This is a genomic window from Rhodanobacter denitrificans, assembly GCF_003335105.1.
Classification (GTDB): domain Bacteria; phylum Pseudomonadota; class Gammaproteobacteria; order Xanthomonadales; family Rhodanobacteraceae; genus Rhodanobacter; species Rhodanobacter denitrificans_A.
In genome coordinates this window covers 1-23,479 of sequence record NZ_QFWQ01000009.1, presented here as the reverse complement: position 1 = coordinate 23,479, position 23,479 = coordinate 1, and the positions used below count along the sequence as shown (strand labels likewise).

Below are 23,479 nucleotides of genomic sequence, written 5' to 3'. Positions count from 1 at the left end.
GTGTGATCCTGAATACCGGCCTGTGTCTTCCGTCGCCCGCGCCTGCCGTATCGCAAAATATTGCGATCGGTCTGCCCCCGGCGAAACCCACCCGCCTTGTGTCATACGAACCGGATCTTGGCGACACGCGCCCCGTTGGGAGGGGCGGCTGGAAGCGCTCTTCAGGGATGGGGTCTGCACGAGAAGCGCCGCCGTCACGAATCCCGGACCATTCACCATGCTCGGGGAGAACTAGATGCATCGCGTAACGCCTCCTGGCCAGTCCCCACTGGCTACGCCCACCGCACTTTCCATCGGCATGCCGCCGGGCGCGCGCGGCCTGCAGGGCCGCCATCCGTCCAGCGTCACCTAGCCCGGCCACGGGTGCACCATCCGTCTGCAGACAAAATAACCAAGGCTTGCAGCACGGCGAGGCCCTAAGGGGCTTCAGCGGCAGCATCGTTCCGCCCGAAAAATACGGACTGCCGCCATCGAGCAATTCAGTGCCTGACCTGGCGCGACCGGTACCCATCCGTACCGCATCCGACCCGCCGGGAAAGCACGGGGAACTCTCTACTTCGAACGGGGATAACGCATGAAATACAACTTGAATCACCTGTCACTAGCTGTGCGTCTGGCATTGAGCGTAGGCATTTTCGCGGCAGCGGGCGCCGTCCAGGCACAGGAATCGACCACCAGCGAAGCCCCCGCCGCCAAGCAGGTCACGCCGGCGCCGGCAGCAAAAAACAAGGCGAAGAATCTCGAGGCGGTCGTCGTCACCGGCTCGCTGATCCGGCGCGTCGACGCCGAGACATCCAGTCCGGTGGTGACCGTGGATCGCGCCACGATTACCAATTCCGGCAGCCCGACCCTGGGCAACGTGCTGCAACAGCTGCCCAGCATTTCCGGCAACGCGACCAACACCCAGAACAACAGCAACGGCGGCGGCGTCGCCAGCCCCTTGCTGGAAGGTGGCGACGGTGCGGCGCGTGTCTCCCTGCGCGGTCTGGGCACCAACCGTACGCTGGTGTTGATCGACGGCCAACGCATGGCCAACGCCGATCTCAACATGATTCCGCAGAACATGATCGAGCGGGTGGACGTGCTGGCCGAAGGCGCCTCGACGGTGTATGGCTCGGATGCGATCGGTGGCGTGGTCAACTTCATCCTGCGCAAGGACTACAAGGGCGCCGAAGCCAGCATCAACCTGGGTGAGTCCGACCACGGCGATGGCCATCGGCACGGCATCAGCCTGACCGCTGGCGCCAGCGGCGACAACTACAACATCGTCGGCGGCATGGACTACAACAAGTACGACGCCGTGCTCGCCACCCAGCGCAAGTACTCCGCGCACCAGCTGTACCTGTCCAGCGGCGTGATCAGTCCGGCCGGTTCCAGCACCATTCCGACCGGCAAGATCCAGACACCCGCGTCGATCGCCGCCAAGGCCGCCGGCACCTGCCCGACCCAGTACATCACGCTGGCGCAAGGCGATGGATCGAGCGTGAGCGACTACCGCTGCGACCGCGGCAACCCGGATGCGTACAACTACAACGCGTACAACTACATCCAGACCGCGCAGCAGCGCTTCGACACCTTCGTGCTCGGCAGCTACAAGCTGGCGGACAACCTGACCTTCTTCGCGGATGCGTTCCTGAACCACACCCAGTCGAGCGGCCAGGACGCGCCCGCGCCGACCTCGGCCAACAGCGACGGCTGGTACGTGCTGGCCAGCAACCCGATCAATCCGTTCGGGGTCACGTTCGGCACGGATCCCGCCAACCCGGGTGCTCCGGGCACCGGCTATGGCTTCAACACCCGGCTGACCGGGCTTGGTACCCGCCTGCACACGTACACCACCTCCAACGTGCAGATCAACACGGGCCTGCGCGGCACATTCGGCCAGAGCACCTGGAGCTGGGATGCCACGCTCAACTACGGCCATGCCAATCGCGTGCAGCGCGATTACAACGAGGTCAACATCGCCGACTTCCAGGCGGCCATCAACCGCGGCGTGAACATCTTCGACCAGGCCCACCAGACGGAGGCCCTGAGGGCCGGCGTGGATACCCCGAAGTACGTATTCACCAACGCCACCAAGCAGGTCCAGCTCGATGCCAACGGCGAGTTGTGGGATCTGCCGGCAGGTGCCGTGCAGCTGGCCGTGGGCGCCCTGTATCGCCATCAATCGATGAATTACACGGTGACGCCCGACGCTGTCCTCAACCTCGCCACCGGCGGCTGCCAGGTACTGCAGGAAGCCTGCGGTTCACCGGGTCGTGGCAGCGACAACGTCAAGGAAGTCTATGCCGAATCGTTGATCCCGCTGCTCTCGCAGCAACCGTGGGCGTATTCGTTGAACCTCGACGTGGGTATCCGTGCCTCCAGGTACGGCTCCTCCGGCAACACCAACAACAAGAAAATCGCCATCGAATGGCGCCCGATAGCGGATCTGCTGCTGCGCGGCACCATCTCCGAAGTATTCCGCGCCCCCAATCTGGATGAACTCTACGACGGCGTCACCCTGGTCCAGCCGAACTTGAACGACCCCTGCGTCGGTCTCACGGCCGCCCAGCTCGCACAGCATCCCGCCGCCTGCCAGTACGTCCCGGTCAACTGGGCTGGCAACTCGCCGGCCCAGGTCAACACCTATTACGCCGGCGCCAAGACGGTCGGTGCCTCGCTCAAGCCGGAGCAGGGCAAATCGATCGATTTCGGCCTGGTCTACAACCCCAGCTGGGCCGATGGCCTGTCCACCAGCGTCGACTTCTGGCACATCTACCTGAGTGACCTGCTGACACCGATTCAGGCCTCGACGGTGGTCAATGCGTGCTTCGCCAACAACAGCAGCCCGTATTGCTCGTTCATCAGCCGCTACAACACCACCACCCAGCAGCCGGGTCAGGTGAACGTCATCAATACGCCGGTGGTCAATCTGGGCAACCTGAGCACCAGCGGCATCGACTTCACGCTGAACTACAAGATCCCGCATTTCGATCTGGGCAGCATCGACCCCGGCAATTTCAAGGCCGGCCTTTCCACCACCTATCTCTCCAGCTACAAGAACAACGCCACGCCCGGCCAGCCGGGCGCGCAAACGGTCAATTACGCCGGTACCTACTCCCAGCAGTTCGGCAACATCTCGCGCTGGCGCGGGACGGGTACGATCAACTGGACGAAGGGCAACTGGAGTGCGCAGTGGCAGACGCGCTACATCCACCATCTGACCAACCTGAATGCGGACGCCAGCTTCGCCGGAGTCAACATTCCGATGGCCTCGGTGCTGTATCACTCGATCCAGGTTGGCTATGCGATTCCGGAATGGCATACCCGGATCGACGTCGGCGTGGACAACCTCAGCAACAAGGCTCCGCCGCTGGTCTATCAGAACGGTCTGAACTACAACGTGGATACCTCCACCTACGACGCGCTCGGACGCTATTACTGGATGCGCGCCACGTTCAAGTTCTGATTTCCTGATCACCCAGGAAAGCGTCAAGCTACCCAGGAGGGCCGCGAGATACTCTCGCGGCCCTCTTGCATAATGGGCTCAGCGGACGATCGATCGAGAAGGCATGCCTACCCCAACCAGCGGTCTCGCCAACGCCATGGCCACCGCCTACCACGCTGGCGAGATGGAGCATGTCATCGCCCTCGCGGCGCAGGCCCCGAACACCGGCGACGCGGACGAAAGCACCCTGCTGTGGCTCGGCCTGGCGCAACAGGCTACCCATCGCTATGGGCCGGCGGCAGCGACGTTTCATCGGCTGTCGCAGCTGCGGCCGGAGGTCTCCGCGTACTGGAACAACCTGGCCCTTGCGTGCCGCCACTCAGGCGATACGGCGGCATCCGAACAGGCTTTTCTGAAGGCGCGCTCGCTGGCGCCGGAGGATGCCGAGGTGCTCTACAACCTCGGCCTGCTCTATCTCCAGCAGCGACGCTGGCTGCCGGCTCGACAGACCCTGATGGATGCGGTGGCCCTCGAGCCGCACTTCATCGAAGCCCGGTTGCAGGCGGCGCATGCCTGCTACGTCTGCGGCGACAACAGCAGCCAGGAGGCGATGCTGGCCGGAGCCATCGGCTGGCCGCCGCAACCCGCCGAGCAGGCCCTGATCCTGGCCGCGATGCTGGCCGTGCAGGGCGACCTGGATGCGGCGCTGCACACGCTGGCACATGCGCAGCTGCCTCCCGGACCCGATGCCGGGGTCATGCGGCTGCGGATCGCCGCACAACGGATCGCGCTGCACGAAAGAAGCAACCAGGTCGAACTTGCGCGGGACGAGCTGCGGGAGCTGCCGCTGGGCACGCTCGACCGGCTGCCACCGGAAGCGCAGGGTGCACGCGCCGAGGGCTGGAGCGCCCATGCCGCACTGGCCATGCGCGGCGCCGATCATGCCGGCGCCGCGGCGCTGTACCAGCGCGTGCTTGCCATCGCCCCCGACGACCAGGGCCGGGCCGCCGCCGCCTTTGGGCTGGCCTCTGCCTGCGACAAGCAGGGCCGGCAACATGACGTCTGGCAAGCGCTGCAGACCGCACATGCGGCGCAACTGGACATCGCGCGGACCGTGCTGCCGGAGCTGCTGGCGCCCGACAGCCAGCCGTTGCAGATGGCCGATCGCGTTGTCAGCCGCGCGGCCCATGAGGCCTGGCGTCCGCTGTCCTCGCCTTCCGCCAGGCAAAGCCCGGTCTTCGTGGTCGGCTTCCCGCGTTCCGGCACCACCCTGCTGGAACAGATGCTCGATGCCCATCCGGACTTCCAGTCCATGGACGAGCGTGCCTTCATCCATGAGCTGATCGAAGGCATGGAATTGTTCGGCCAGCACTACCCGGCCGATCTGGCAAACCTGACGCAGACGGAAGCCGATCAATTGCGCGCCGTCTACTTCCGCCGGGTCGACCGCGCCCTGCCGGATCGGGGACAGCGCCGGCTGGTGGACAAAAATCCGCTCAACATGCTGTGCCTGCCGATGATCATGCGGCTGTTTCCGCAAGCGCGCATCATCCTGTGCCTGCGCCACCCCTGCGACGTGCTGCTCAGCTGTTACATGCAGCCGTTCCGCTCGCCCGCCTTCATGGTGCTGTGCTCGTCGCTGCAGCGCCTCGCCGATGGCTATGTGCAGGCCTTCGGCCAATGGCAAAAGCAGGTCGAGGTATTCGCCCCGCGGCTGCTGGAATGGCGCTACGAATCGGTGGTCAGCCGCTTCGAGGCCAGCGTTGCCGGCCTCGGCGAGTTCCTCGGCATCGAGGATGCGTCGCCCATGGCACGCTTTTCGGAACATGCGCGGAGCAAGTCGTTCATCAGCACCCCGAGCTATGCCCAGGTCACCCAGGGCATCAGCAGCAAGGCGGTGGGGCGCTGGCGCGGCTACCGCGAATGGTTCGAGCCGGTGCTGCCCACCCTGCGCCCTGTCATGCAGCAGCTCGGCTATGCGGACTGACGCCTGCCCGCGACGGCCAGGGCCAGGTTGCGCGAGGCCCGCGCCCGTGCCAGCCGACGCCATGCGGAGCCGGCGATCGGCCGGACCTCCCGCGTATGATGGTGACGCGGAGTTCCCGCGGATTGCGCCGCGGGAGCCGACCGTGTCCATGCGAGACGATTGACCGCCGATGAGCCGACCGCACGACGATACCCTGGAAGCCACCCGCAGCATGGCGCGACAACATGCGCAACGGGGCGAGCCGGACGCTGCGGAGAAGTCTTTCCTGAGCCTGCTTGAGCGGCACCCGCAGGACGTCGAGGCACTGCGGTTCGTGGCTAGCTGCCACTCCGCACGCGAAGAGCATGAGGCGGCCATCCAGCGCCTGCAGGTCGCCGTGAAGGTGACGCGGGACGACCCGGCTGCCTGGATCCAGCTGGCTACCGCACAGATGGCGGTGGATGATTTCAGCGGAGCCGTCACCAGCTTCCGGTGCGGGCTTTCGTTGGCGCCGCGGGCGTTCGTGGCGCGCCTGCAGCTGGGCATGGCGTTGGAGCAGGCGGGACAATCGCATGAAGCGCTGAAGGCCTATTTCATGGCCATCGAAAGCGCGCGGGCGCTGGGTCGCTGGCAGGACGACGCAACGACCGCACCGGGCCTGCGCGATGCGGTGAAACATGCCGTGAACTACGTCAACCAGGGACGGCGCCGGTTGTTCCACGGCGCGCTGGATCCGCTGCGCGAGCGTTACGGCAGCGGCGAACTGGCGCGGGTGGAACGCAGTCTGGCGATCTACTTCCTCGATCAGCCGGCGAACATCCCCGATCCGCGACAGAAGCCGAAATTCCTGTATTTCCCCGACATCGCCGGTCAGCCTTACTACCCGCGCAGGCACTTTCCCTGGCTGGAGAAGCTGGAGGCAGCAACCGATACGGTGCGCGCAGAGCTGCGCGCCGTGTTGTCGGAAGGACAGCAGCTGGAGGCGTTTCTGGGCCAGGTGCCGGCGCAGGCCAGTCGCAGCATGCTGCGTTCGTCCAGCAACCAGGATCCCGCCTGGGATGCGTACTTTTTCTATCGCCACGGCCAGCGCCATGACGAACATTGCGCGCGCTGCCCGCAAACGACCGCCTTGCTCGATACGCTGCCGCTGGTACGCATCCGCGACCACGCACCGGAAACGCTGTTCTCGGTGCTGAGCCCGGGTACGCACATCCTGCCGCACACCGGGGTCACCAACACCCGGCTGGTGACTCATCTGCCACTGATCGTTCCGCCCGATTGCGCCATCCGCGTGGGTGGCGAAGAGCACGTCTGGCAGGAAGGCCGCTGCGTGACGTTCGACGACACCTACGAGCATGAGGCGTGGAACCGCAGCGGGCAGACGCGCGTGGTGCTGATCCTGGACAGCTGGCATCCCGACCTCAGCGAGGCGGAACGCGCGGCCGTGACCGACCTGGTCGAGGCGATCGGCGATTTCAACCGGTCCTGCGAGATACCCGCCGCGCCGGGCTGATCCTTGCCGTCGAGGCTGCCTGGTCTCCGGGTGGTCGGCACCGGATGATCGGGCAGAAAAAAGGCAGCGCTCTCGCGCTGCCCTTCTTCAATCGCACGACTTTCAGTGCGTCGGTTTCGGTGTCGCCGGTGCGGCGGGTGCCGCAGCGAGGCTTCCGCTGTCTTTTCCGCCATAGGGCAGTACTTCGCTGGCCAGCTTCGGGTCGGTCTTGATCATGCCGAGTGCGTCGAACAGGATGTGCGCGGTCTCGTTGAGCTGCACGTCCTTCGCCTTCTTCGCGTCCTTCTCCTGCTTCAGCTCGCTCTTCAGGCTGCGCTCGTTCGCGTTGAGGCCGTCGTCGAGGCTGCCCGCATCGTCGGCGAGCGAGGCGTCGGAGCCGTCGATGGCCCTGTGCCGCGTGCGGAAATCGGCCTGGACCGCCTCCAACTGCTTGCGCTCGACCTCGCGCGCGGCGAAGTTCAGCGAGGTCGCGGTCTTGGCGCGCATCGCGCGGTACTGCGCCAGCTCGTCCAGCATCAGCTTCCACGCCGGCGACTTCGCCGTCCGCTCGGCGTGCAGTTTCTGCAGCTGGGGCAGATAGGCGTTGAGGTTGGCCACCACCTGGTAGTCCGCCGGTGCGATCTGGGTCCACTTCAGCGCGTTTTCGTAGGTCGACTCGCCGAAGTCCTTGTCGTCGCCGTTCTTCGGGAACTCGATGTCCGGGGTGACGCCCTTCAGCTGGGTCGATCCGCCGTTGATGCGGAAGAATTCCTGGATGGTCATCTTCAGCTCGCCGAGTTCGGGCTTCTCGCTGTCGCCCTGCGCGTAGCGGTCGAGGTCGACCAGGTTCTGCACGGTGCCCTTGCCGAAGGTCGGTTCGCCGATCACCAGGCCGCGGTGGTAGTCCTGGATCGCGGCGGAGAAGATTTCCGACGCCGACGCCGTGCCGCGGTTGACCAGCACGGCCAGCGGGCCGCTCCACGCCATGCCCGGCTGGTCGTCGCCCTGCACCTCGACCTCGCCGCGGGAGTCGCGCACCTGCACCACCGGGCCCTTGTCGATGAACAGGCCGGTCAGCGAATTGGCCTCGGCCAGCGAGCCGCCGCCGTTGTTGCGCAGGTCCACCACCACGCCCTGCACGCCGTCCTGCTTCAGTTCGCCGAGCAGCTTGGTGACGTCGCGGGTCGCGCTCTTGTAGTTCTTGTCGCCGGCGCTGCGTGCGCCGAAGTCGGAGTAGAACGCGGGCAGCTCGATTACGCCGATCTTGCGGCTGACGTCGCCGTCCTTGATCTCGATGACCTTCTTCTTCGCCGCCTGCTCCTCGATGCTGACCTTCTGGCGCACCAGGCTGACCATCTCGTGCTTGCCGTCCAGGCCGGTGTCGGCCGGCAGGACTTCCAGCCGCACGGTGGTGTCCTTCTTGCCGCGGATGAGGTTGACCACGTCGTCCAGGCGCCAGCCGATCACGTCGACCATCGCGCCCTTGTCGCCCTGGCCCACGGCCACGATGCGGTCGCCGACCTTGATCCTGCCGGACTTGAGGGCCGGGCCGCCCGGTACCAGCTCGCGGATCTGGGTGTAGTCGTCGCGCGCCTGCAGCACCGCACCGATGCCTTCCAGCGACAGCTTCATCGAGATGTCGAAGTTCTCCGCCGCGCGCGGGCCGAGGTAGTCGGTGTGCGGGTCGGTGGTCTCGGCATAGGCGGTCATGAAGGTCTGGAACGCGTCCTGGCCGTCGAGCTGCCTGACCCGCTCGATGTAGCCGGCATAGCGCTTGTCCAGCGTCTTGCGGATATCCGCATCGTCCTTGCCCGCCAGCTTCAGGCGCAGCCAGTCGTTCTTGGTGCGCTTGCGCCAGAGGTCGTCGAGCTCGGCTTGGTCCTTCGGCCAGTCGGCGTGTTCGCGGTCGAACGTGTAGCTCTCGTCGGCGGAGAAGTCGAAGCCCTTCTTGAGCAGCTCGCGCGCATAGGTCATGCGTTCGACCGCACGCTGCAGGTACAGGTTGAACACGGCGAACGGCGCGGACAGATCCTGGTTCCAGATCGCATCGTCGAGCTTGGTCTTCAACGGCGCGAACTTCGCCATGTCGGCCTGGGTGAAGAACACCTTCTCGCTGTCGAGCAGCTTGAAGTAGGCCTTGTAGATGCGCGCCGACATCGCGTCGTCGAGCGGCTGCGCGTCGTAGTGGAAGCGGGTCAGGAAGCGCGCCGACAGCTGCGCGGCCTGCGCCTCGCCGACGGTGGGCGCGAGCGGCCAGGTGGCCGCCTTGCGGGCCTTGCCGGCGCCCAGGTCGGCAGCCGACTGCGCGAACGCGCAGGTCGCGGTGAAGGCAAGCAGCAGGACCAGCGCGGGACGAAATTTCATGGAGGTTCTCAGGCTGACTCGGTGACCCCGGCCGCGTGGGCCTGCAGGTCGGCGTGGTAGGACGAACGCACCAGCGGGCCGGAGGCGACGTGATGGAAGCCCATCGCCTCGCCTTCCGCGCGCAGCGCGTCGAATTCTTCGGGAGTCCAGTAGCGCACCACCGGATGATGGTGCGGGGTGGGCTGCAGGTACTGGCCGATGGTGATCATCTCGACGTCATGGGCGCGTAAATCGCGCATTGTCTCGAGCACCTGCTCCATCGTCTCGCCGAGGCCCAGCATGATGCCGGACTTGGTCGGCACCTCGGGATGCTGCGCCTTGAAGCGCCTGAGCAGGTCCAGCGACCACTGGTAGTCGGCGCCGGGGCGCACCTCGCGGTACAGGTGCGGCACGGTTTCCAGGTTGTGGTTGAACACGTCCGGCGGGAAGTCCTTCAGCACTTCCAGCGCGCGCTCCATGCGGCCCTTGCCGCGGAAATCCGGGGTGAGGATCTCGATGCGGATGTTCGGGCTGGCGTGGCGCGTGGCACGGATGCAGGCGGCGAAGTGCTCGGCGCCGCCGTCGCGCAGGTCGTCGCGGTCGACCGAAGTGATCACCACGTACTTCAGCCGCATGTCGCGGATCGTCTCGGCCAGTCGCGCCGGCTCCAGCGGATCGGGCGCCACCGGGCGGCCATGCGCCACGTCGCAGAACGAGCAGCGGCGGGTGCACACCTCGCCGAGGATCATGAAGGTGGCGGTGCCCTTGCTGAAGCACTCGTGGATGTTCGGACAGGAGGCTTCCTCGCACACCGTGACCAGCGAGTTCTCGCGCAGGCGCGCCTTCAACTGCTGCACGGCATTGCCCTGCGGCAGCCGCACGCGGATCCAGCTGGGCTTGCGCAGGGTCGGCACGCTGGTGTCGAAACCGGCACGGTTCAGCGCGATCTTGTCGTTGCCCAGCTGCTTTTCCGCGGCGGGCGCGCCGGCGACGACACTGATCGGGATGACCTTGGGGGAAGAGGCGGTTGTTTCGCTCATGTAGACAGCTCAGACCGCTGCGCGGGCGGGGAGTTCGGGCAGGATGGGGGCAGCGGGCTCGGCAGCGAAGCCGAACTGGCGGCAGAACTCCTGCACCAGTACGTCCTCGACCGTGGCCAACCGCGACGGACCGCCCAAGTCTAGCAGCTGCGTGACCGCCAAACCCTTGTAACCGCAAGGATTGATGCGGTGGAACGGCTCCAGGTCCATGGCCACGTTGAAGGCCAGCCCGTGGAAGCTGCAGCCACGGCGCACGCGCAGGCCCAGCGCGGCGACCTTGGCGTCGGCCACGTAGACGCCGGGCGCGCCCTCGCGGCGCGCCGCGACCACGTTCCAGTGCGCCAGCGTGTCGATCAGCGACTGCTCGATCCGCTGCACCAGCTCGCGCACGCCCACGCCGGCCCGGCGCAGATCGATCAGCGGGTAGCCGACGATCTGGCCCGGCCCGTGGTAGGTCACCTGGCCACCACGATCCACCGGAATCACCGGGATGTCGCCCGGCGCCAGCACGTGCTCCATCTTGCCGGCCTGGCCCAGCGTGAACACCGGGTCGTGCTCCAGCAGCCACAGCTCGTCGGGCGTGTCCGCCGTGCGGTTGTCGGTGAACGCGCTCATCGCCTGCCAGGTCGCCGCGTACGGCTGGCGGCCGAGGCGGCGGATTTTCAGCGGGAGGGAGACGGGAGGGGGGATTCGGGATTCGTTGTTCACGGGCTGTCTTGCGGTGTTTCCTGAAAACGACGGCGATGTGCCTGACGATGGAGTCGGACTGCCGCTTTTGCAAATCCCGAATCTCCCATTCCGACTCCGGCCGTTCACATCGTGTAACGGATATCCGGATCGGCGCGCAATGCATGGTGCGCCGCCTCGTACTGCTCGCGGCTGTCGCAACGGAAGCTGACCGTGACCGAGACGAAGTTGCCCGCGCCGGAATGCCGGTGCCGCACGGTCTCGTGCAGCACATGCAGCCCGGCGCGTTCCAGCAGTTGCGGCACGCGGGTCGGCAGGTTCGCGCTGGCGTTGCCGACCGCGGTGATCTCGAATTCGCCGGGAAACTGGAAGCCCTTGCCCTCCTGCTTCGCCTTGCTGAAGTCGACCGGCTGCATCACTTCGCGTCCGCGCCCTTGGCCGGTGCCTCGGCATCGGCCTTCTTGTCGCTGTGGAACCACAGCAGGATGCTGTCCCACAGGCGCGAGAAGAAGCCGCCCTGCGGCGCGTCGGCCAGCGCCACCAGCGGCACGTTCTGCACCGGCTGGCCGGCCAGCGTGATGCGCAGCGTGCCGACCTGCTGGCCCTTGGTGAATGGCGCGATCAGCGTGGCCGGGATGTCCATGGTGGCCTTGAGCTGGTCGTACTGGCCGCGCTTGACGGTGACCTGCACGCTGTCGGCGACGCCCAGCGGCAGCTGGTTCGTCGCGCCCTTCCACAGCCGCGGCGTGGCCAGCGGCTTGCCGGCGTCATACAGCTTGTGGGTCTCGTAGAAGCGGAAACCGTAGTTGAGCAGGGCCATCGCCGAGTCGGCGCGTGCCTTCTCGCTGCTGGCGCCCATCACGATGGCGATCATGCGCGATTCGCCCTGCTTGGCCGAGGCGGCCAGGCAATAGCCGGCGGCCGCGGTATGGCCGGTCTTGATCCCGTCCACGCTGGGATCGCGCCACAGCAGGGTATTGCGGTTGTGCTGCTTGATGCCGTTCCACTCGAACTCCTTGACCGCGGAGATCGCGTAGTCCTCGGGGAAGTCGTGGATCAGCGCGCGCGACAGCAGCGCGATGTCGTGCGCAGTGGTGTAGTGGTTCGCGATCGGGTAGCCGGAGGCGTTCTCGAAGTTGGAGTTGGCCATGCCGAGCTGCTTGGCGTACGCGTTCATCAGGCCGGCGAACGCCGGCTCGGAGCCGGCGGTGTGCTCGGCCAGCGCGATCGCCGCGTCGTTGCCGGACTGGATGATCATGCCGTACAGCAGGTCCTTCAGCGGCACCTGGCTGTTGAGCTTGAGGAAGCTGGTGGAGCCGTCGGTGCCGGCGCCGCCGCCGCGCCAGGCGTTCTCGCTGATGGTGACCGGGTCGGTCATGTGGATCTTGCCGTTGGCGATCTCGGCGGAGACCACGTAGTCGGTCATCACCTTGGTGATCGAGGCCGGCTCCACGCGCTGGTCGGGCTCCTTGCTGGCGAGGATCTGGCCGGTGGCGTAGTCCATCAGCACCCAGCTCTTGCCGTCGACGTCCGGCGGCGGCGGCACCGGCGCCTCGGGAACCACCGGGCGCGGTACCGGCGACGGGCGCGGCGGCGTCTGAGCGACGGCGGCGCCGACGAGCAGCACGAGGGCGGCGAACGGGATCAGGGTGCGGCGGGAAAAATTCATCGTGTTGTTCAGTCCGGTGGCTGGGTGTCGGCGCGGCGGTGCCGACGCGATGGGAAAAGATGTGGAAAAACCTGCTCAGTCTACCGCGACCTGGGGCCGCGGCAGGCCCATGCCTTCGATCCGTGCACTGACCTGGTCGGCGCGGTCCACGCTGGCCAGCGGCCCGATCCGCACCCGGCGCACGCGCCGGCCGTTGACCATGGCCTCGTTCACCTGCACGTCGCCCAGGTCGGCCTGACGCAGGCGCCGTGCCAGCCGCTCGGCATTCTCCGCATCGGCGAACGCGCCCACCTGCAGGTAGATTCCCGGGTGTGCGCCTGTGACCACGGCCGGCGCCGGCAGTTCCTGCAGTGGCTGCCCGGGGTCGATCCCGCGCACCTCGACCAGGCCGGTGCCCTTGGGCCAGATACCGATCTTCACCGCCGCGGCGTAGGACAGGTCGATCAGGCGGTTGTCATGGAACGGGCCGCGGTCGTTGACCCGCACGATCACGCTCTTGCCGTTTTCCAGGTTGGTCACGCGCGCGTAGCTGGGCAGCGGCAGGGTGGTGCTGGCCGCGCTGAACGCGTACATGTCGTAGTTTTCCAGGCTGGAGGTCTTGTAGCCGTGGAACTTGTTGCCGTAGAACGAGGCGATGCCGCGCTCGTCGTAGTCGCGCGCGCTGGACAGCACGCGGTAGGTCTGCCCGCGCACGGTATACGGCGACTTGTTGCCGTACAGCGAGCGCGGCTCGACCTTCGGCACCGGCTCGACCAGCTTGCTGACGTCCAGCGGCGGCGGCACGCTGTCGGCGCTGTCGCGATAACGCCGTTCCTGCGACTGGCTGAGGTCGTCGCGGAAGCCGCCCTCCCGTCGCTCGTCGGTGCCGCGCGCCGCGCCGCCGCGGCTGCTGCCGCCGGCGCCGTAGCCGTAGCCGGGCTTCCTCGTCTTCGCGCCGCCGCAGCCGGCGAGCAGCAACGCCGCCAGCAGCAACGCCGCCACGCCCGCCGCCCTCATCGTGCGGCGCCCGCCCGGTCAGCACCGGCGGCGATCGCCTGCGCCAGCTGGTCGACCGCCATCGCGTACAGCGGGCTGCGGTTGTAGCGGGTGATCACGTAGAAATTCCGGAAGGTGAACCAGTACTCCGGCCCGTTCGGGCCTTCCAGTGTCTGCAGGCTGGCCGCCTCGCCCGGCGACAGCCGCTGCAACGGCGCGTAACCCCACGCCTCCAACTGCTCCAGCGGCCATTGTGGCGCGGCGTCCTTGACCGTGATCGGCCGGGCCGCCGCGTCCGGTTGCGCCCGGGCCGCGACCGGGCCGCCGTCGACCCAGCCATGCTTCACGAAATAGTTGGCCACGCTGGCGAAGATGTCCGGCAGCGAGTTCGAAAGGTCGATGCGGCCGTCGTGGTCGGCGTCCACCCCGAAATCGCGGATGCTGCTGGGCATGAACTGGCCCCAGCCCTGCGCGCCGGCGTAGGAGCCGGTGAGCGTGTCGATCGGGCCGGCCAGATGGTTGTCCGGCAAGCTCAGCAGTTCCTTCAGCTGCTCGCGGAAGAATTTCGCCCGCGGCGGGTAGTACAGGCCCAGCGTGACCAGTGCGTCGAGCACCTTGTACCTGCCGGTGTTGCGCCCGTAACTGGTCTCCACGCCGACGATCGCCACGATGTACTGCGGCGCCACGCCGTACTGTTTGCCGATCTGCTCCAGCAGCGCGCGATGTTCGCGATAGAACACGATGCCGTCACTGATTCGCTGGTCGGTGAGGAAGATCGGCCGGTAATCCTTCCACGGCTTCGCCTCGGCCGGGCGGCTGATCGCATCGAGAATGCCCTGCTGCATCTTCGCGCCGTCGAGCAGCGCGTTCAGCGCCTGCGGGCTTTTCCCGGTCTCCTGCGCGACTTCGCGCACCAGTTCGGACTGTCCGGGGTGCACCGTCGCCGCGGCCGTGGTCGAGGCGCCCATCCAAAGCAGGCCGAGGATGGCGAGGAAACGGGCCGGGACCGGCACAGGCGCGACTGTCATGTTGTGGCTTCGCTCACAGAAGACCGATGTCGTCGAAAGCCTAGCACGCACGCGGGGGCAACTCCGGGCGGATGGCGGGCAGGAAATCGGCAACGTTCAAATATGCATCTTGCGGTTGGCGTGGATCGACATCAGCACGCCGAACCCGGTCAACAGCGACACCGCCGAGGTGCCCCCGTAGCTGATCAGCGGCATCGGCACGCCGACCACCGGCAGCATGCCGGCCACCATGCCGCCATTGACGAACACGTAGACGAAGAAGCTCATGCCGATCGCGCCGGCGAGCAGACGCGAGTAGGTGTCGCGCGCCTCCATCGCGATCCACAGGCAGCGACCGATGATGAAGGCGTACAGCGCGACCAGCGCGGCCACTCCGACCAGGCCGAACTCTTCGGAGAACACCGCGAAGATGAAGTCGGTGGTGTGCTCGGGCAGGAAGTCCAGCCGCGACTGCGTGCTGTGCTGCCAGCCCTTGCCGAACACGCCACCAGAGCCCACCGCGATCTGCGACTGGATGATGTGCCAGCCGTTGCCGAGCGGATCGGACTCCGGGTTGAGCAGGGTCAGCACGCGCTCGCGCTGGTACTGGTGCATGAAGTGCCAGCCGACCGGGATCATCCCGGCCACCGCGCCGACCAGCAGGCCGATGCGCCACCACGCCATGCCGGACAGGAACAGCGCGAACGCGCCGGCCGCGGTCACCAGCACCGCGGTGCCCAGGTCCGGCTGCTCGGCGATCAGCCCCGCCGGAATCGCGATCAGCAGGCCGACCATCACGATGTCCTTCCAGCCCGGCGGCAGCTGGCGCGGGTGCAGGTACCAGGCCACCATCATCGGCATGGTCAGCTTGAGCAGCTCCGACGGCTGGAAGCGCATGATGCCGAGGTCCAGCCAGCGGATCGAACCGCGGCCCTCGCCCAGCACCGCCACCACCACCAGCAGCCCGGTGCTGCCGGCGTACAGCCACGGCGTCCAGCTGCGCAGCACCGGCGGCGGGATGCGCGACACCAGCAGCAGCAGCGCGCCGCCGAGCACGAAGCGGCCGGCCTGTCCGCCGACCAGCGCCAGATTGCCGTCGCCGGCGCTGTATAAGGTGACCAGGCCGATCGAGGCCAGCAGGAACAGGCCGAACGCCAGCGGCAGGTCGATCCGCGGCCGGGTCAGGATGCGGCGCAGGAAGCGGTGCGCACGTGCGTACAGCGCCTCGATCATGGCGTGCCTCCGGTCGTGGTGGCCTGTGCCGGCAGGTCTTCGACCGGGCCGTCGTCTTCCAGGCCGGTATCGGGCGGGGCAGTCGCCGCCGGCGCGGCGACCGGCGCCAGCGGCGCCGCCGTCACCGGCAGGCGCTCCGCGCCGGGAATCACGCCGTCGTGGGCGGCCAGCCAGGTATCAAGGATCGTGCGCACGATCGGCCCGGCTGCTTCCGCGCCCCAGGCACCGGATTCGAGGATCGCCGCCACCGCGATCTGCGGATTGTCGGCCGGCGCGTAGGCAACGAACCAGGCGCGGTGGCGACTGGCCAGATAAGCCGTGCTGCGGTTGGTGTCGTAGGCCTCGGAAGTGCGCGAGAAGCGCTCGGCGGTGCCGCTCTTGCCGGCCATCAGGTAGGGGAAGCCGACGCCGAGCCGGCGCCCGGTGCCCTTGGCGCCGTAGATCACCCGCTGCATGCCCTGGTTCACCGCGTCCCAGTCGGCCGGCTTGCGGATCACCGATGGCCCGCTGGGCGGGTTGGCCAGCGGTTGCGGTTGCGTGTTGACACCGTCCTGGGTGGCCATCGCCAGACGCGGCGCGTACGGCACGCCGTGACCGGCGAAGGTGGCGATGGCGTGGCCTAGCTGCAACGGCGTGACCGCCCAGAAACCCTGGCCGATGCCGGCGATCACCGTCTCGCCGGGGTACCACGGCTGGCGGAAGTTGGCCGCCTTCCATTCGCGCGAGGGAAGCACGCCGGAGGATTCGCCGATCAGGTCGATCCCGGTCGGCCGGCCGAAGCCGAACTTGCCCATGTACTCGCTGAAGCGGTCGATGCCCATGTCCAGCGCGAGCTTGTAGAAATAGGTGTTCACCGACTGCTCGATCGCGCCAACCAGATCGACCCGCCCCACGCCGCCGCGCTGGTCGTCGCGATAGCCGCGCTGCTGACCCGGAATGTAGAACACGCCGGTGGAGACCACGGTGTCCTGCGGCGTGCGCAGGCCGGTTTCCAGCCCGGCCAGGCCGACCAGCGGCTTCACCGTGGAACCGGGCGGATACACGCCGCGCAACGCGCGGTTGTACAGCGGCTTGTCCGGGTCGGTGGTCAGCGCGCTGTAGTCGGCCTGGCTGATGCCGTTGACGAACAGGTTGGGGTCGAAGGTGGGCACGCTGACCATCGCCAGCACCTGGCCGTTGCGCGGGTCGATCGCCACCGCCGCGCCGGGACGCCCGGCAAAGGCCGACTCGGCGGCCTTCTGCAGGCGCACGTCGATGCTCAGGTAGAGGTTCCTGCCCGGCGTCGGCGCATGCGTTTCCAGCACGCGCTGGGTGCGCCCGTCGGCGTTCACCTCCAGCAGTTCGTAGCCCGGCGTGCCGTGCAGCAGGTTCTCGTAGGAGCGCTCGATGCCGCTGCGGCCGACGTGGCTGGTGCCCTTGTAGCGCACCGGGTCGAGCCGGTCCAGGTCGTCGGCGTCGATGCGTCCGACGTAACCCACCACGTGCGCGAACAGCCCGCCCAGCGGATAGCGCCGGGTCAGGTAGGGCACCACGTCCACCCCGGGAAAGCGCCAGCGGTTCACGGCGAAGCGATCGATCTCGTCCTCGGTCAGGCGCATCTTGAGCGGCACGTTCTCGAAGCGACGGCTCTGCCGCAGCTGCTTGCGGAACGCGTCCAGGTCGTCCGGGTCCAGCGGCACCACCTTGCCCAGCTCGGCCAGCATCGCCGGCATGTCCTTGACCTGCTCGGGCACCACTTCCAGCCGGAACGCCGGCACGTTGTCGGCCAGCAGCACGCCGTTGCGGTCGTAGATCAGCCCGCGCGCCGGCGGGATCGCGCGCGGCTTGACCCGGTTGGCCTGCGAGCGGGTGACGAACTCGTCGTGATGCATCACCTGCAGGAACACGAAGCGGCTCAGCAGCAGGCACAGGCATAGCACGATCAGCACGAAACCGGCCAGCGCGCGGCGCCGGAACAGCAGGCTTTCGCCGCGGGGGTCCTTGATCGAGCGCCGGGGCTTCATGTCACTGGTTCATGTCTCATTGAATCCGCAGCCGCGCGCGCAGGTCGTCCAGCAGCAGGAACAGGAACGGCCACAGCGCGGCGCCCACGAACGGCGAGATCCACCAGCTCGCCGGCGGCAGCGAGGCACCGGCCAGCACGCGCACGATCAGCAGCAGGATACGGTCGTTCAGCAGCAGCGCCAGCACCGCCAGCGCCTGCTGCCACATCGGGAAAAAACGCAGCCGCGAGCGGAAGCGCAGCGCGATGAACACCAGCGCGATGAGGCGCAGCGCCTGCTCGCCGAGCACCACGCCGTTGAGCAGGTCCGCGGCCAGGCCCACCATGAAGGCCAGCCCCAGGGTGACCCGATCTTCCGACTCCAGCGACCAGTACAGCAGGAACAGCGCCGGCCAGTACGGCTTGAACGGCTCCAGCGCGCCGGGCAGCGGGACCAGCATCGACAACAGGGCGAACACCAGCGTGCCGACGAACCACCACAGGCTCAGCCGCTGCCGGTTCATCGCCGTACCCCGCTGGCCGCTGGCGGAGCGGCGGCGGAGGCGGAGGCGGCCGGCGCCAAGTCACGCGGCGGCCCCATCGGCGTCACCGGCGCGGGCGGACCGTCGGGCTCGGCCTGGTCGTGCAGCAGCAGCACGTCCTCGCTGCGGTCGAGATCCGCCGACGGCCGCGCCATCGCCATCAGGAACATGCCGCTGGCCGACGGCGCCACCGAACGCACCTCGCCCACCGGGAAGCCCGGCGGGAAACGCCCGCCGAGGCCGGAAGTGAGCAACTTGTCACCCGCACGCACGTCGGCGGCCTGCGGAATGTTCGGCAGGCTGAGCTCGGCGCCGTCGCGCGAGCCGTAGGCCACCGTGCGCAGGCCGGTGCGCTCGATCACCACCGGGATCGCGTGCGACGGGTCGGTGATCAGCATCACCATCGAGGTGGTCGGCAGCACCTCCTTCACCTGGCCCATCACGCCACGCGCATCGATCACCGGCTGGCCCGACCTGACGCCGTCGCGGGCGCCCATGTTCAGGGTGAGCTCGTAGCGGTAGGCGCCGAGGTCCACACCGATCACCCGCGCCAGCTGCACGTTCAGATTCAGGCTGTGCTGGGTATCGAGCAACTCTTTCAGGCGCTGGTTCTGCTCGGCCACCGCGGCCATCCGGTTCAACTTGGCATTGGCCAGCAACAGGTCTTCGCGCAGGCGCTGGTTCTGCTCGGTCAGCCGCTGGCGGTCGGCAAAGGTCACGCTCACCGCGCGGACCCCGGCTGCCGGCAGTCCGGCCAGCCGATACACCGGCTCGACCACGGCTGCCGTGGCGTAGCGCACGCGCCACAACCAGCCGTTGCGATGGTCGAGCACCATCAGCACCACGGCGAGCGCGAGGTAGACGATCAGCCGCAGCGTGCCCGCGGCATTGCCGGCGAACAGCGGCGAGGACTCGTCGCGCGTGCGCGCCATCCGACGGCCCCGGCCTTATTCGGGCGCGAAGAAGTCGCTGCCGTGCTGATCGATCAGCTCCAGCGCCTTGCCGCCGCCACGCGCCACGCAGGTCAGCGGATCGTCCGCCACCTGCACATGCAGGCCGGTCTCCTCGGAGATCAGCCGGTCGAGGTCGCGCAGCAGCGCGCCGCCGCCGGTCAGCACGATGCCGCGCTCGGCGACGTCGGAGCACAGTTCCGGCGGGGTCTGCTCCAGCGCCGACTTCACCGCCGCCACGATCCCGGCCAGCGGCTCGTGCAGCGCCTCGAGGATCTCGTTGGAGTTGATCGTGAACATGCGTGGCACGCCCTCGGCGAGGTTGCGGCCGGAGATCTCGATCTCCTTGACCTCGCCCTGCGGGAACGCACAACCGATCTGCAGCTTGATCCGCTCGGCGGTGGATTCACCGATCAGGGTGCCGTGGTTGCGGCGCACGTAGTTGATGATCGCCTCGTCGAAGCGGTCGCCGCCCACGCGCACCGACTGCGAGTAGACGATGCCGTTGAGCGAGATCACCGCCACCTCGGATGTGCCGCCGCCGATGTCCAGCACCATCGCGCCGCGCGCCTCGTGCACCGGGATGCCGGCGCCGATCGCCGCGGCCATCGGCTCCTCGATCAGGAACACGTCGCGCGCACCGGCGCCTTCGGCCGACTCCTTGATCGCGCGCCGCTCCACCTGGGTGGAGCCGCACGGCACGCAGACCAGCACGCGCGGGCTCGGCCGCAGCAGGCGCGACTTGTGCACCTGCTTGATGAAGTGCTGCAGCATCGCCTCGGTCATGGTGAAGTCGGCGATCACGCCGTCCTTCATCGGGCGCACGGTGGCGATGTTGCCCGGGGTGCGGCCAAGCATGCGCTTGGCCTCGCCGCCGACCGCCGCGATCGTGCGCGGGCCGCCGGGGCCGCGGTCCTGGCGGATCGCCACCACCGAAGGTTCGTTCAATACGATGCCCTGGCCACGCACATAGATCAGCGTGTTGGCGGTGCCGAGGTCGATGGAGATGTCGTTGGAAAAGATCCCGCGAAACTTCTTGAACATGGGTCCGCCGTGGCTCGGCTTGGCTAAAAAGTAAGCTGACCAGTCTAGTCAGCGTGGCAGGCATGCGCAAGGACAATAACGTTAAGAAACCCTTCCACAACACGACCATAAGCACACTTTCTGCGCGGCGGAATGAACTGGATGCGATCGCGGAAATTCGCCAACGCGGGCGGATGACGGTACGATTCCAGCCTTTGGCCGGAACCGGCCGCTTCGGCGTCCGGCCGACCGCGGCATCCGCGACCTTTCCACCTTGCCCGGGGCTTCCGCTCATCATGTCTGCCGTCATCTGCGGATCGCTGGCCTACGACACCATCATGGTGTTCCAGGACCAGTTCAAGAACCACATCCTGCCCGACCAGATGCACATCCTGAACGTGTCGTTCCTGGTGCCGCGGATGCGCCGCGAGTTCGGCGGCTGCGCCGGCAATATCGCCTACAACCTCAAGCTGCTCGGCGGCGACCCGCTGCCGGTGGCCGCGGTGGGCCAGGACTTCGCGCCGTATCGCGCGCACATGGAGCAGTGCGGCATCCGGCTCGACGGCGTGCGCGTGTTCGACGACCAGTTCACCCCGCAGTGCTTCATCACCACCGACCTGGACAACAACCAGATCACCGCCTTCCATCCCGGCGCAATGTCCAGCGCGCAGGAAAACCACGTGCGCGACATCCCGGGGATCGACTTCGCGATCGTCGCCCCGGACGGCCGCGAGGCGATGCTGCAGCACGTGGACGAGTTCGCCGCGCGCGGCGTGCCGTTCGTGTTCGACCCCGGCCAGGCGATGCCGCTGTTCAGCGGCGACGAGTTCCGCGCGATGATCGGCAAGGCGACCTATGTGATCGTCAACGATTACGAGTCGCAGCTGCTGCAGGCACGCACCGGCTGGAGCGCCGCCGAGATCGCCGAACGGGTGACGGCGTACATCGTGACCCAGGGCCCGCGGGGCTCGGTCATCCACGTGGGCGGCGAAACCCACCTCATCCCGCCGGCGCGCGAACGCCGGGTGGTGGATCCGACCGGCTGCGGCGACGCGTACCGCGCCGGACTGATCTTCGGCATCATGCGCGGCAAGGACTGGCCAACGACAGGCCGCATGGCCTCGCTGATGGGCGCACTGAAGGTGGAACATCCGGGCACCCAGAACCAGCACTTCGACTACGCCGAGTTCGCCGCGGCATTCCTCGACCAGTTCGGTTACGCGCTGGACTGATTCCCGCCTCGACGCGGCGAGGACCGGGCCCGCCACGCGCGGGCCCGGTGCGTTTCAGCCAACCCCAAAGCCGATGGTGGCGTTCACTGCGTCGCGCCAGCCGCGGTACAGGCGGTCGCGGACCGACTCGTCCATCGCCGGCTCGAAGCGGCGGTCCGCCTGCCACAACGCCGCGATCTGCTCGCGGCTTTCCCAGAAGCCCACGGCCAGGCCGGCCAGGTAGGCGGCGCCCAGCGCGGTGGTCTCGGCGATCTTCGGCCGCAGCACCGGCACGCCCAGCATGTCGCTCTGGAACTGCGCCATGAAGTCGTTGGCGATCGCGCCGCCATCCGCGCGCAATTCCTTCAGCGGGATGCCGGCGTCGGCCTCCATCGCGGCCAGCACGTCGCGCGACTGGTAGGCCATCGACTCCAGCGCAGCGCGCACCACGTGCTCCTTGCGGGTACCGCGCGACAGTCCGAACATCGCACCGCGCACGTCGCTGCGCCAGTACGGGGCGCCCAGCCCAACGAAGGCCGGTACCAGGTACACACCGTCGCTGGATTCCACACTCTCGGCGCAGGCCTGCGACTCGCTGGCGTGCCCCAACATTCGCAGGCCATCGCGCAGCCACTGCACCACCGAGCCGGCCACGAAGATGCTGCCTTCCAGCGCATACTCGATGACGCCGTCCAGCTCCCAGGCGATCGTGGTCAGCAGGCCATGCCGCGAGGGTACCGCCTGCGGCCCCGTGTTCATCAGCATGAAACAGCCGGTACCGTAGGTGTTCTTGGCCATGCCGGGCGTGAAGCAGACCTGGCCGAACAACGCCGCCTGCTGGTCACCGGCCACGCCGCTGATCGGTACCCCGGCCGGCAGGCCGGGCAAAGCCGCAGTAAGGCCATAGACCTCGCTGCACGAACGCACCTGCGGCAACAGGCTGTGGGGGATGTCCAGCATGCGCAGCAGTTCGTCGTCCCAGCGTCGAGCGTGGATGTCGAACAGCAGCGTGCGCGCGGCATTGCTGACGTCGGTGACGTGCAGCCTGCCGCCACTGAGATTCCAGATCAGCCAGCTGTCGATCGTGCCGAACAGCAGATCGCCCCGCTCTGCACGGATACGGGCGCCACCGATGTGGTCGAGAATCCAGCGGATCTTGCTGCCGGAAAAATAGGCGTCGATCAGCAGCCCGGTCTTCCCGCGCACCAGCGCCGCATAGCCGTCCGCCTCCAACCGCTCGCACACCGCCAGGCTTTGCCGCGACTGCCACACGATCGCGTTGTAGACCGGCTCACCGGTGTGGCGATCCCACACCACGGTGGTCTCGCGCTGATTGGTGATGCCGATGCCGGCCAGTTCGCCGGCGCCCACCCGTGCCGAAGCCAGTACCTCAGCCACCGTCCCCAGCACGCTGGCCAGGATCTCCCGCGGGTCCTGCTCCACCCAGCCGGGCTGCGGAAAGATCTGGCGGAACTCGCGTTGCGCCACGGCGGCGACTGTGCCGGCTTGATCGAACAACATCGCGCGCGAGCTGGTCGTGCCCTGATCTATCGCCAATATGTAGCGTTGCGCCACAGCTCACCCTTTCGCGCCAACCCGTCGGCGAAGAGTAGCAACTGGCCGATGCGGAGAGCGATTGCCGTACAGCATTCCCTCGCTTTCAATGCGCCCTAGCGTGCCTGCCGGTGGACCTTGTCAGCTTGTCGATGTGCGCGAGCACCGGGCCCACGAAAATCAGGTGCCGCCGGATCTGCCACATGATGGTTTCGCCGTCCATGCTGCGCCACTTGATGAAGCGAACAAGCGAGTAGGCGGTGGGGTCACGCCTTCGGCCGCGGCGGCTGGGCGGATCAAACGCCAAAAAAGACGAAGGCCTCCCCGGGAGGGGAGGCCTTCTAGGATAAAGCCCCTGGCGGTGACCTGTTGCGGG

At 67.5% G+C, this 23,479-nt stretch carries 17 protein-coding genes; 4 read left to right on the top strand and 13 right to left on the bottom strand.

The genetic code is table 11. The features are described 5' to 3' along the window. Positions 1-574: 574 nt before the first annotated feature. The 3 genes from DEO45_RS14105 (at position 575) to DEO45_RS14095 (ending at position 6,909) form a co-directional block, all read left to right on the top strand. Positions 575-3,451 (top strand): TonB-dependent receptor plug domain-containing protein, encoded by a 2,877-nt coding sequence (locus DEO45_RS14105; RefSeq protein ID WP_114344897.1) that lies wholly within the window; start codon positions 575-577, stop codon positions 3,449-3,451. Between the two features lie 103 nt (positions 3,452-3,554). After that, complete coding sequence (locus DEO45_RS14100; RefSeq protein ID WP_114344895.1) at positions 3,555-5,417, top strand: tetratricopeptide repeat-containing sulfotransferase family protein; 1,863 nt, start codon at positions 3,555-3,557, stop codon at positions 5,415-5,417. Positions 5,418-5,586: 169 nt separating this feature from the next. Further along, positions 5,587-6,909, top strand: a complete 1,323-nt coding sequence (locus DEO45_RS14095) for an aspartyl/asparaginyl beta-hydroxylase domain-containing protein (protein WP_223250885.1) — start codon at positions 5,587-5,589, stop codon at positions 6,907-6,909. 102 nt (positions 6,910-7,011) lie between these two features. On the opposite strand, the gene DEO45_RS14090 is transcribed toward DEO45_RS14095, so the two are convergent. The 12 genes from DEO45_RS14090 to DEO45_RS14035 all read right to left on the bottom strand — a co-directional run bounded on the left by DEO45_RS14090 (position 7,012) and on the right by DEO45_RS14035 (position 20,359). Further along, positions 7,012-9,252, bottom strand: coding sequence for a carboxy terminal-processing peptidase (locus tag DEO45_RS14090; RefSeq protein ID WP_114344885.1), 2,241 nt, complete (start codon positions 9,250-9,252; stop codon positions 7,012-7,014). A gap of 8 nt (positions 9,253-9,260) precedes the next feature. Continuing rightward, positions 9,261-10,271, bottom strand: coding sequence for a lipoyl synthase (gene lipA, locus DEO45_RS14085; protein ID WP_114344883.1), 1,011 nt, complete (start codon positions 10,269-10,271; stop codon positions 9,261-9,263). 9 nt (positions 10,272-10,280) lie between these two features. Further along, positions 10,281-10,937, bottom strand: a complete 657-nt coding sequence (gene lipB, locus DEO45_RS14080; protein WP_189339770.1) for a lipoyl(octanoyl) transferase LipB — start codon at positions 10,935-10,937, stop codon at positions 10,281-10,283. A gap of 146 nt (positions 10,938-11,083) precedes the next feature. Then, positions 11,084-11,374, bottom strand: a complete 291-nt coding sequence (locus tag DEO45_RS14075; protein WP_114344881.1) for a YbeD family protein — start codon at positions 11,372-11,374, stop codon at positions 11,084-11,086. Further along, positions 11,374-12,627 (bottom strand): D-alanyl-D-alanine carboxypeptidase family protein, encoded by a 1,254-nt coding sequence (locus DEO45_RS14070; RefSeq protein WP_114344879.1) that lies wholly within the window; start codon positions 12,625-12,627, stop codon positions 11,374-11,376. The genes DEO45_RS14075 and DEO45_RS14070 overlap by 1 nt, the downstream gene beginning before the upstream one ends. Before the next feature lie 75 nt (positions 12,628-12,702). Then, positions 12,703-13,623, bottom strand: coding sequence for a septal ring lytic transglycosylase RlpA family protein (locus DEO45_RS14065; RefSeq protein ID WP_114344877.1), 921 nt, complete (start codon positions 13,621-13,623; stop codon positions 12,703-12,705). Continuing rightward, the gene (mltB, locus tag DEO45_RS14060; RefSeq protein ID WP_114344875.1) at positions 13,620-14,630 is read right to left on the bottom strand and encodes a lytic murein transglycosylase B; all 1,011 of its coding nucleotides are present in this window, start codon (positions 14,628-14,630) and stop codon (positions 13,620-13,622) included. Before mltB ends, DEO45_RS14065 begins: the two co-directional genes overlap by 4 nt. A 96-nt stretch (positions 14,631-14,726) precedes the next feature. Next, on the bottom strand, positions 14,727-15,842 hold the full coding sequence (gene rodA, locus DEO45_RS14055; RefSeq protein WP_114344872.1) for a rod shape-determining protein RodA: 1,116 nt from the start codon (positions 15,840-15,842) through the stop codon (positions 14,727-14,729). After that, positions 15,839-17,845 carry a penicillin-binding protein 2 gene (gene mrdA / locus DEO45_RS14050; RefSeq protein WP_114344870.1) on the bottom strand — a complete coding sequence of 669 codons (2,007 nt, stop codon included), beginning with the start codon at positions 17,843-17,845 and terminating at the stop codon, positions 15,839-15,841. Before mrdA ends, rodA begins: the two co-directional genes overlap by 4 nt. A gap of 16 nt (positions 17,846-17,861) precedes the next feature. Then, the gene (gene mreD, locus DEO45_RS14045) at positions 17,862-18,347 is read right to left on the bottom strand and encodes a rod shape-determining protein MreD (RefSeq protein ID WP_114344868.1); all 486 of its coding nucleotides are present in this window, start codon (positions 18,345-18,347) and stop codon (positions 17,862-17,864) included. Then, positions 18,344-19,297, bottom strand: a complete 954-nt coding sequence (gene mreC, locus DEO45_RS14040; RefSeq protein WP_114344866.1) for a rod shape-determining protein MreC — start codon at positions 19,295-19,297, stop codon at positions 18,344-18,346. The genes mreD and mreC overlap by 4 nt, the downstream gene beginning before the upstream one ends. A gap of 15 nt (positions 19,298-19,312) precedes the next feature. Continuing rightward, positions 19,313-20,359, bottom strand: a complete 1,047-nt coding sequence (locus DEO45_RS14035; protein WP_068096286.1) for a rod shape-determining protein — start codon at positions 20,357-20,359, stop codon at positions 19,313-19,315. A gap of 275 nt (positions 20,360-20,634) precedes the next feature. Here DEO45_RS14035 and DEO45_RS14030 point away from each other — a divergent pair, with 275 nt between their 5' ends. Continuing rightward, on the top strand, positions 20,635-21,570 hold the full coding sequence (locus DEO45_RS14030) for a carbohydrate kinase family protein (RefSeq protein WP_114344864.1): 936 nt from the start codon (positions 20,635-20,637) through the stop codon (positions 21,568-21,570). Positions 21,571-21,624: 54 nt separating this feature from the next. On the opposite strand, the gene glpK is transcribed toward DEO45_RS14030, so the two are convergent. Next, positions 21,625-23,124: a glycerol kinase GlpK gene (gene glpK, locus DEO45_RS14025; protein WP_114344862.1), complete on the bottom strand. Its 1,500-nt coding sequence runs from the start codon at positions 23,122-23,124 to the stop codon at positions 21,625-21,627. Positions 23,125-23,479: the final 355 nt, after the last annotated feature.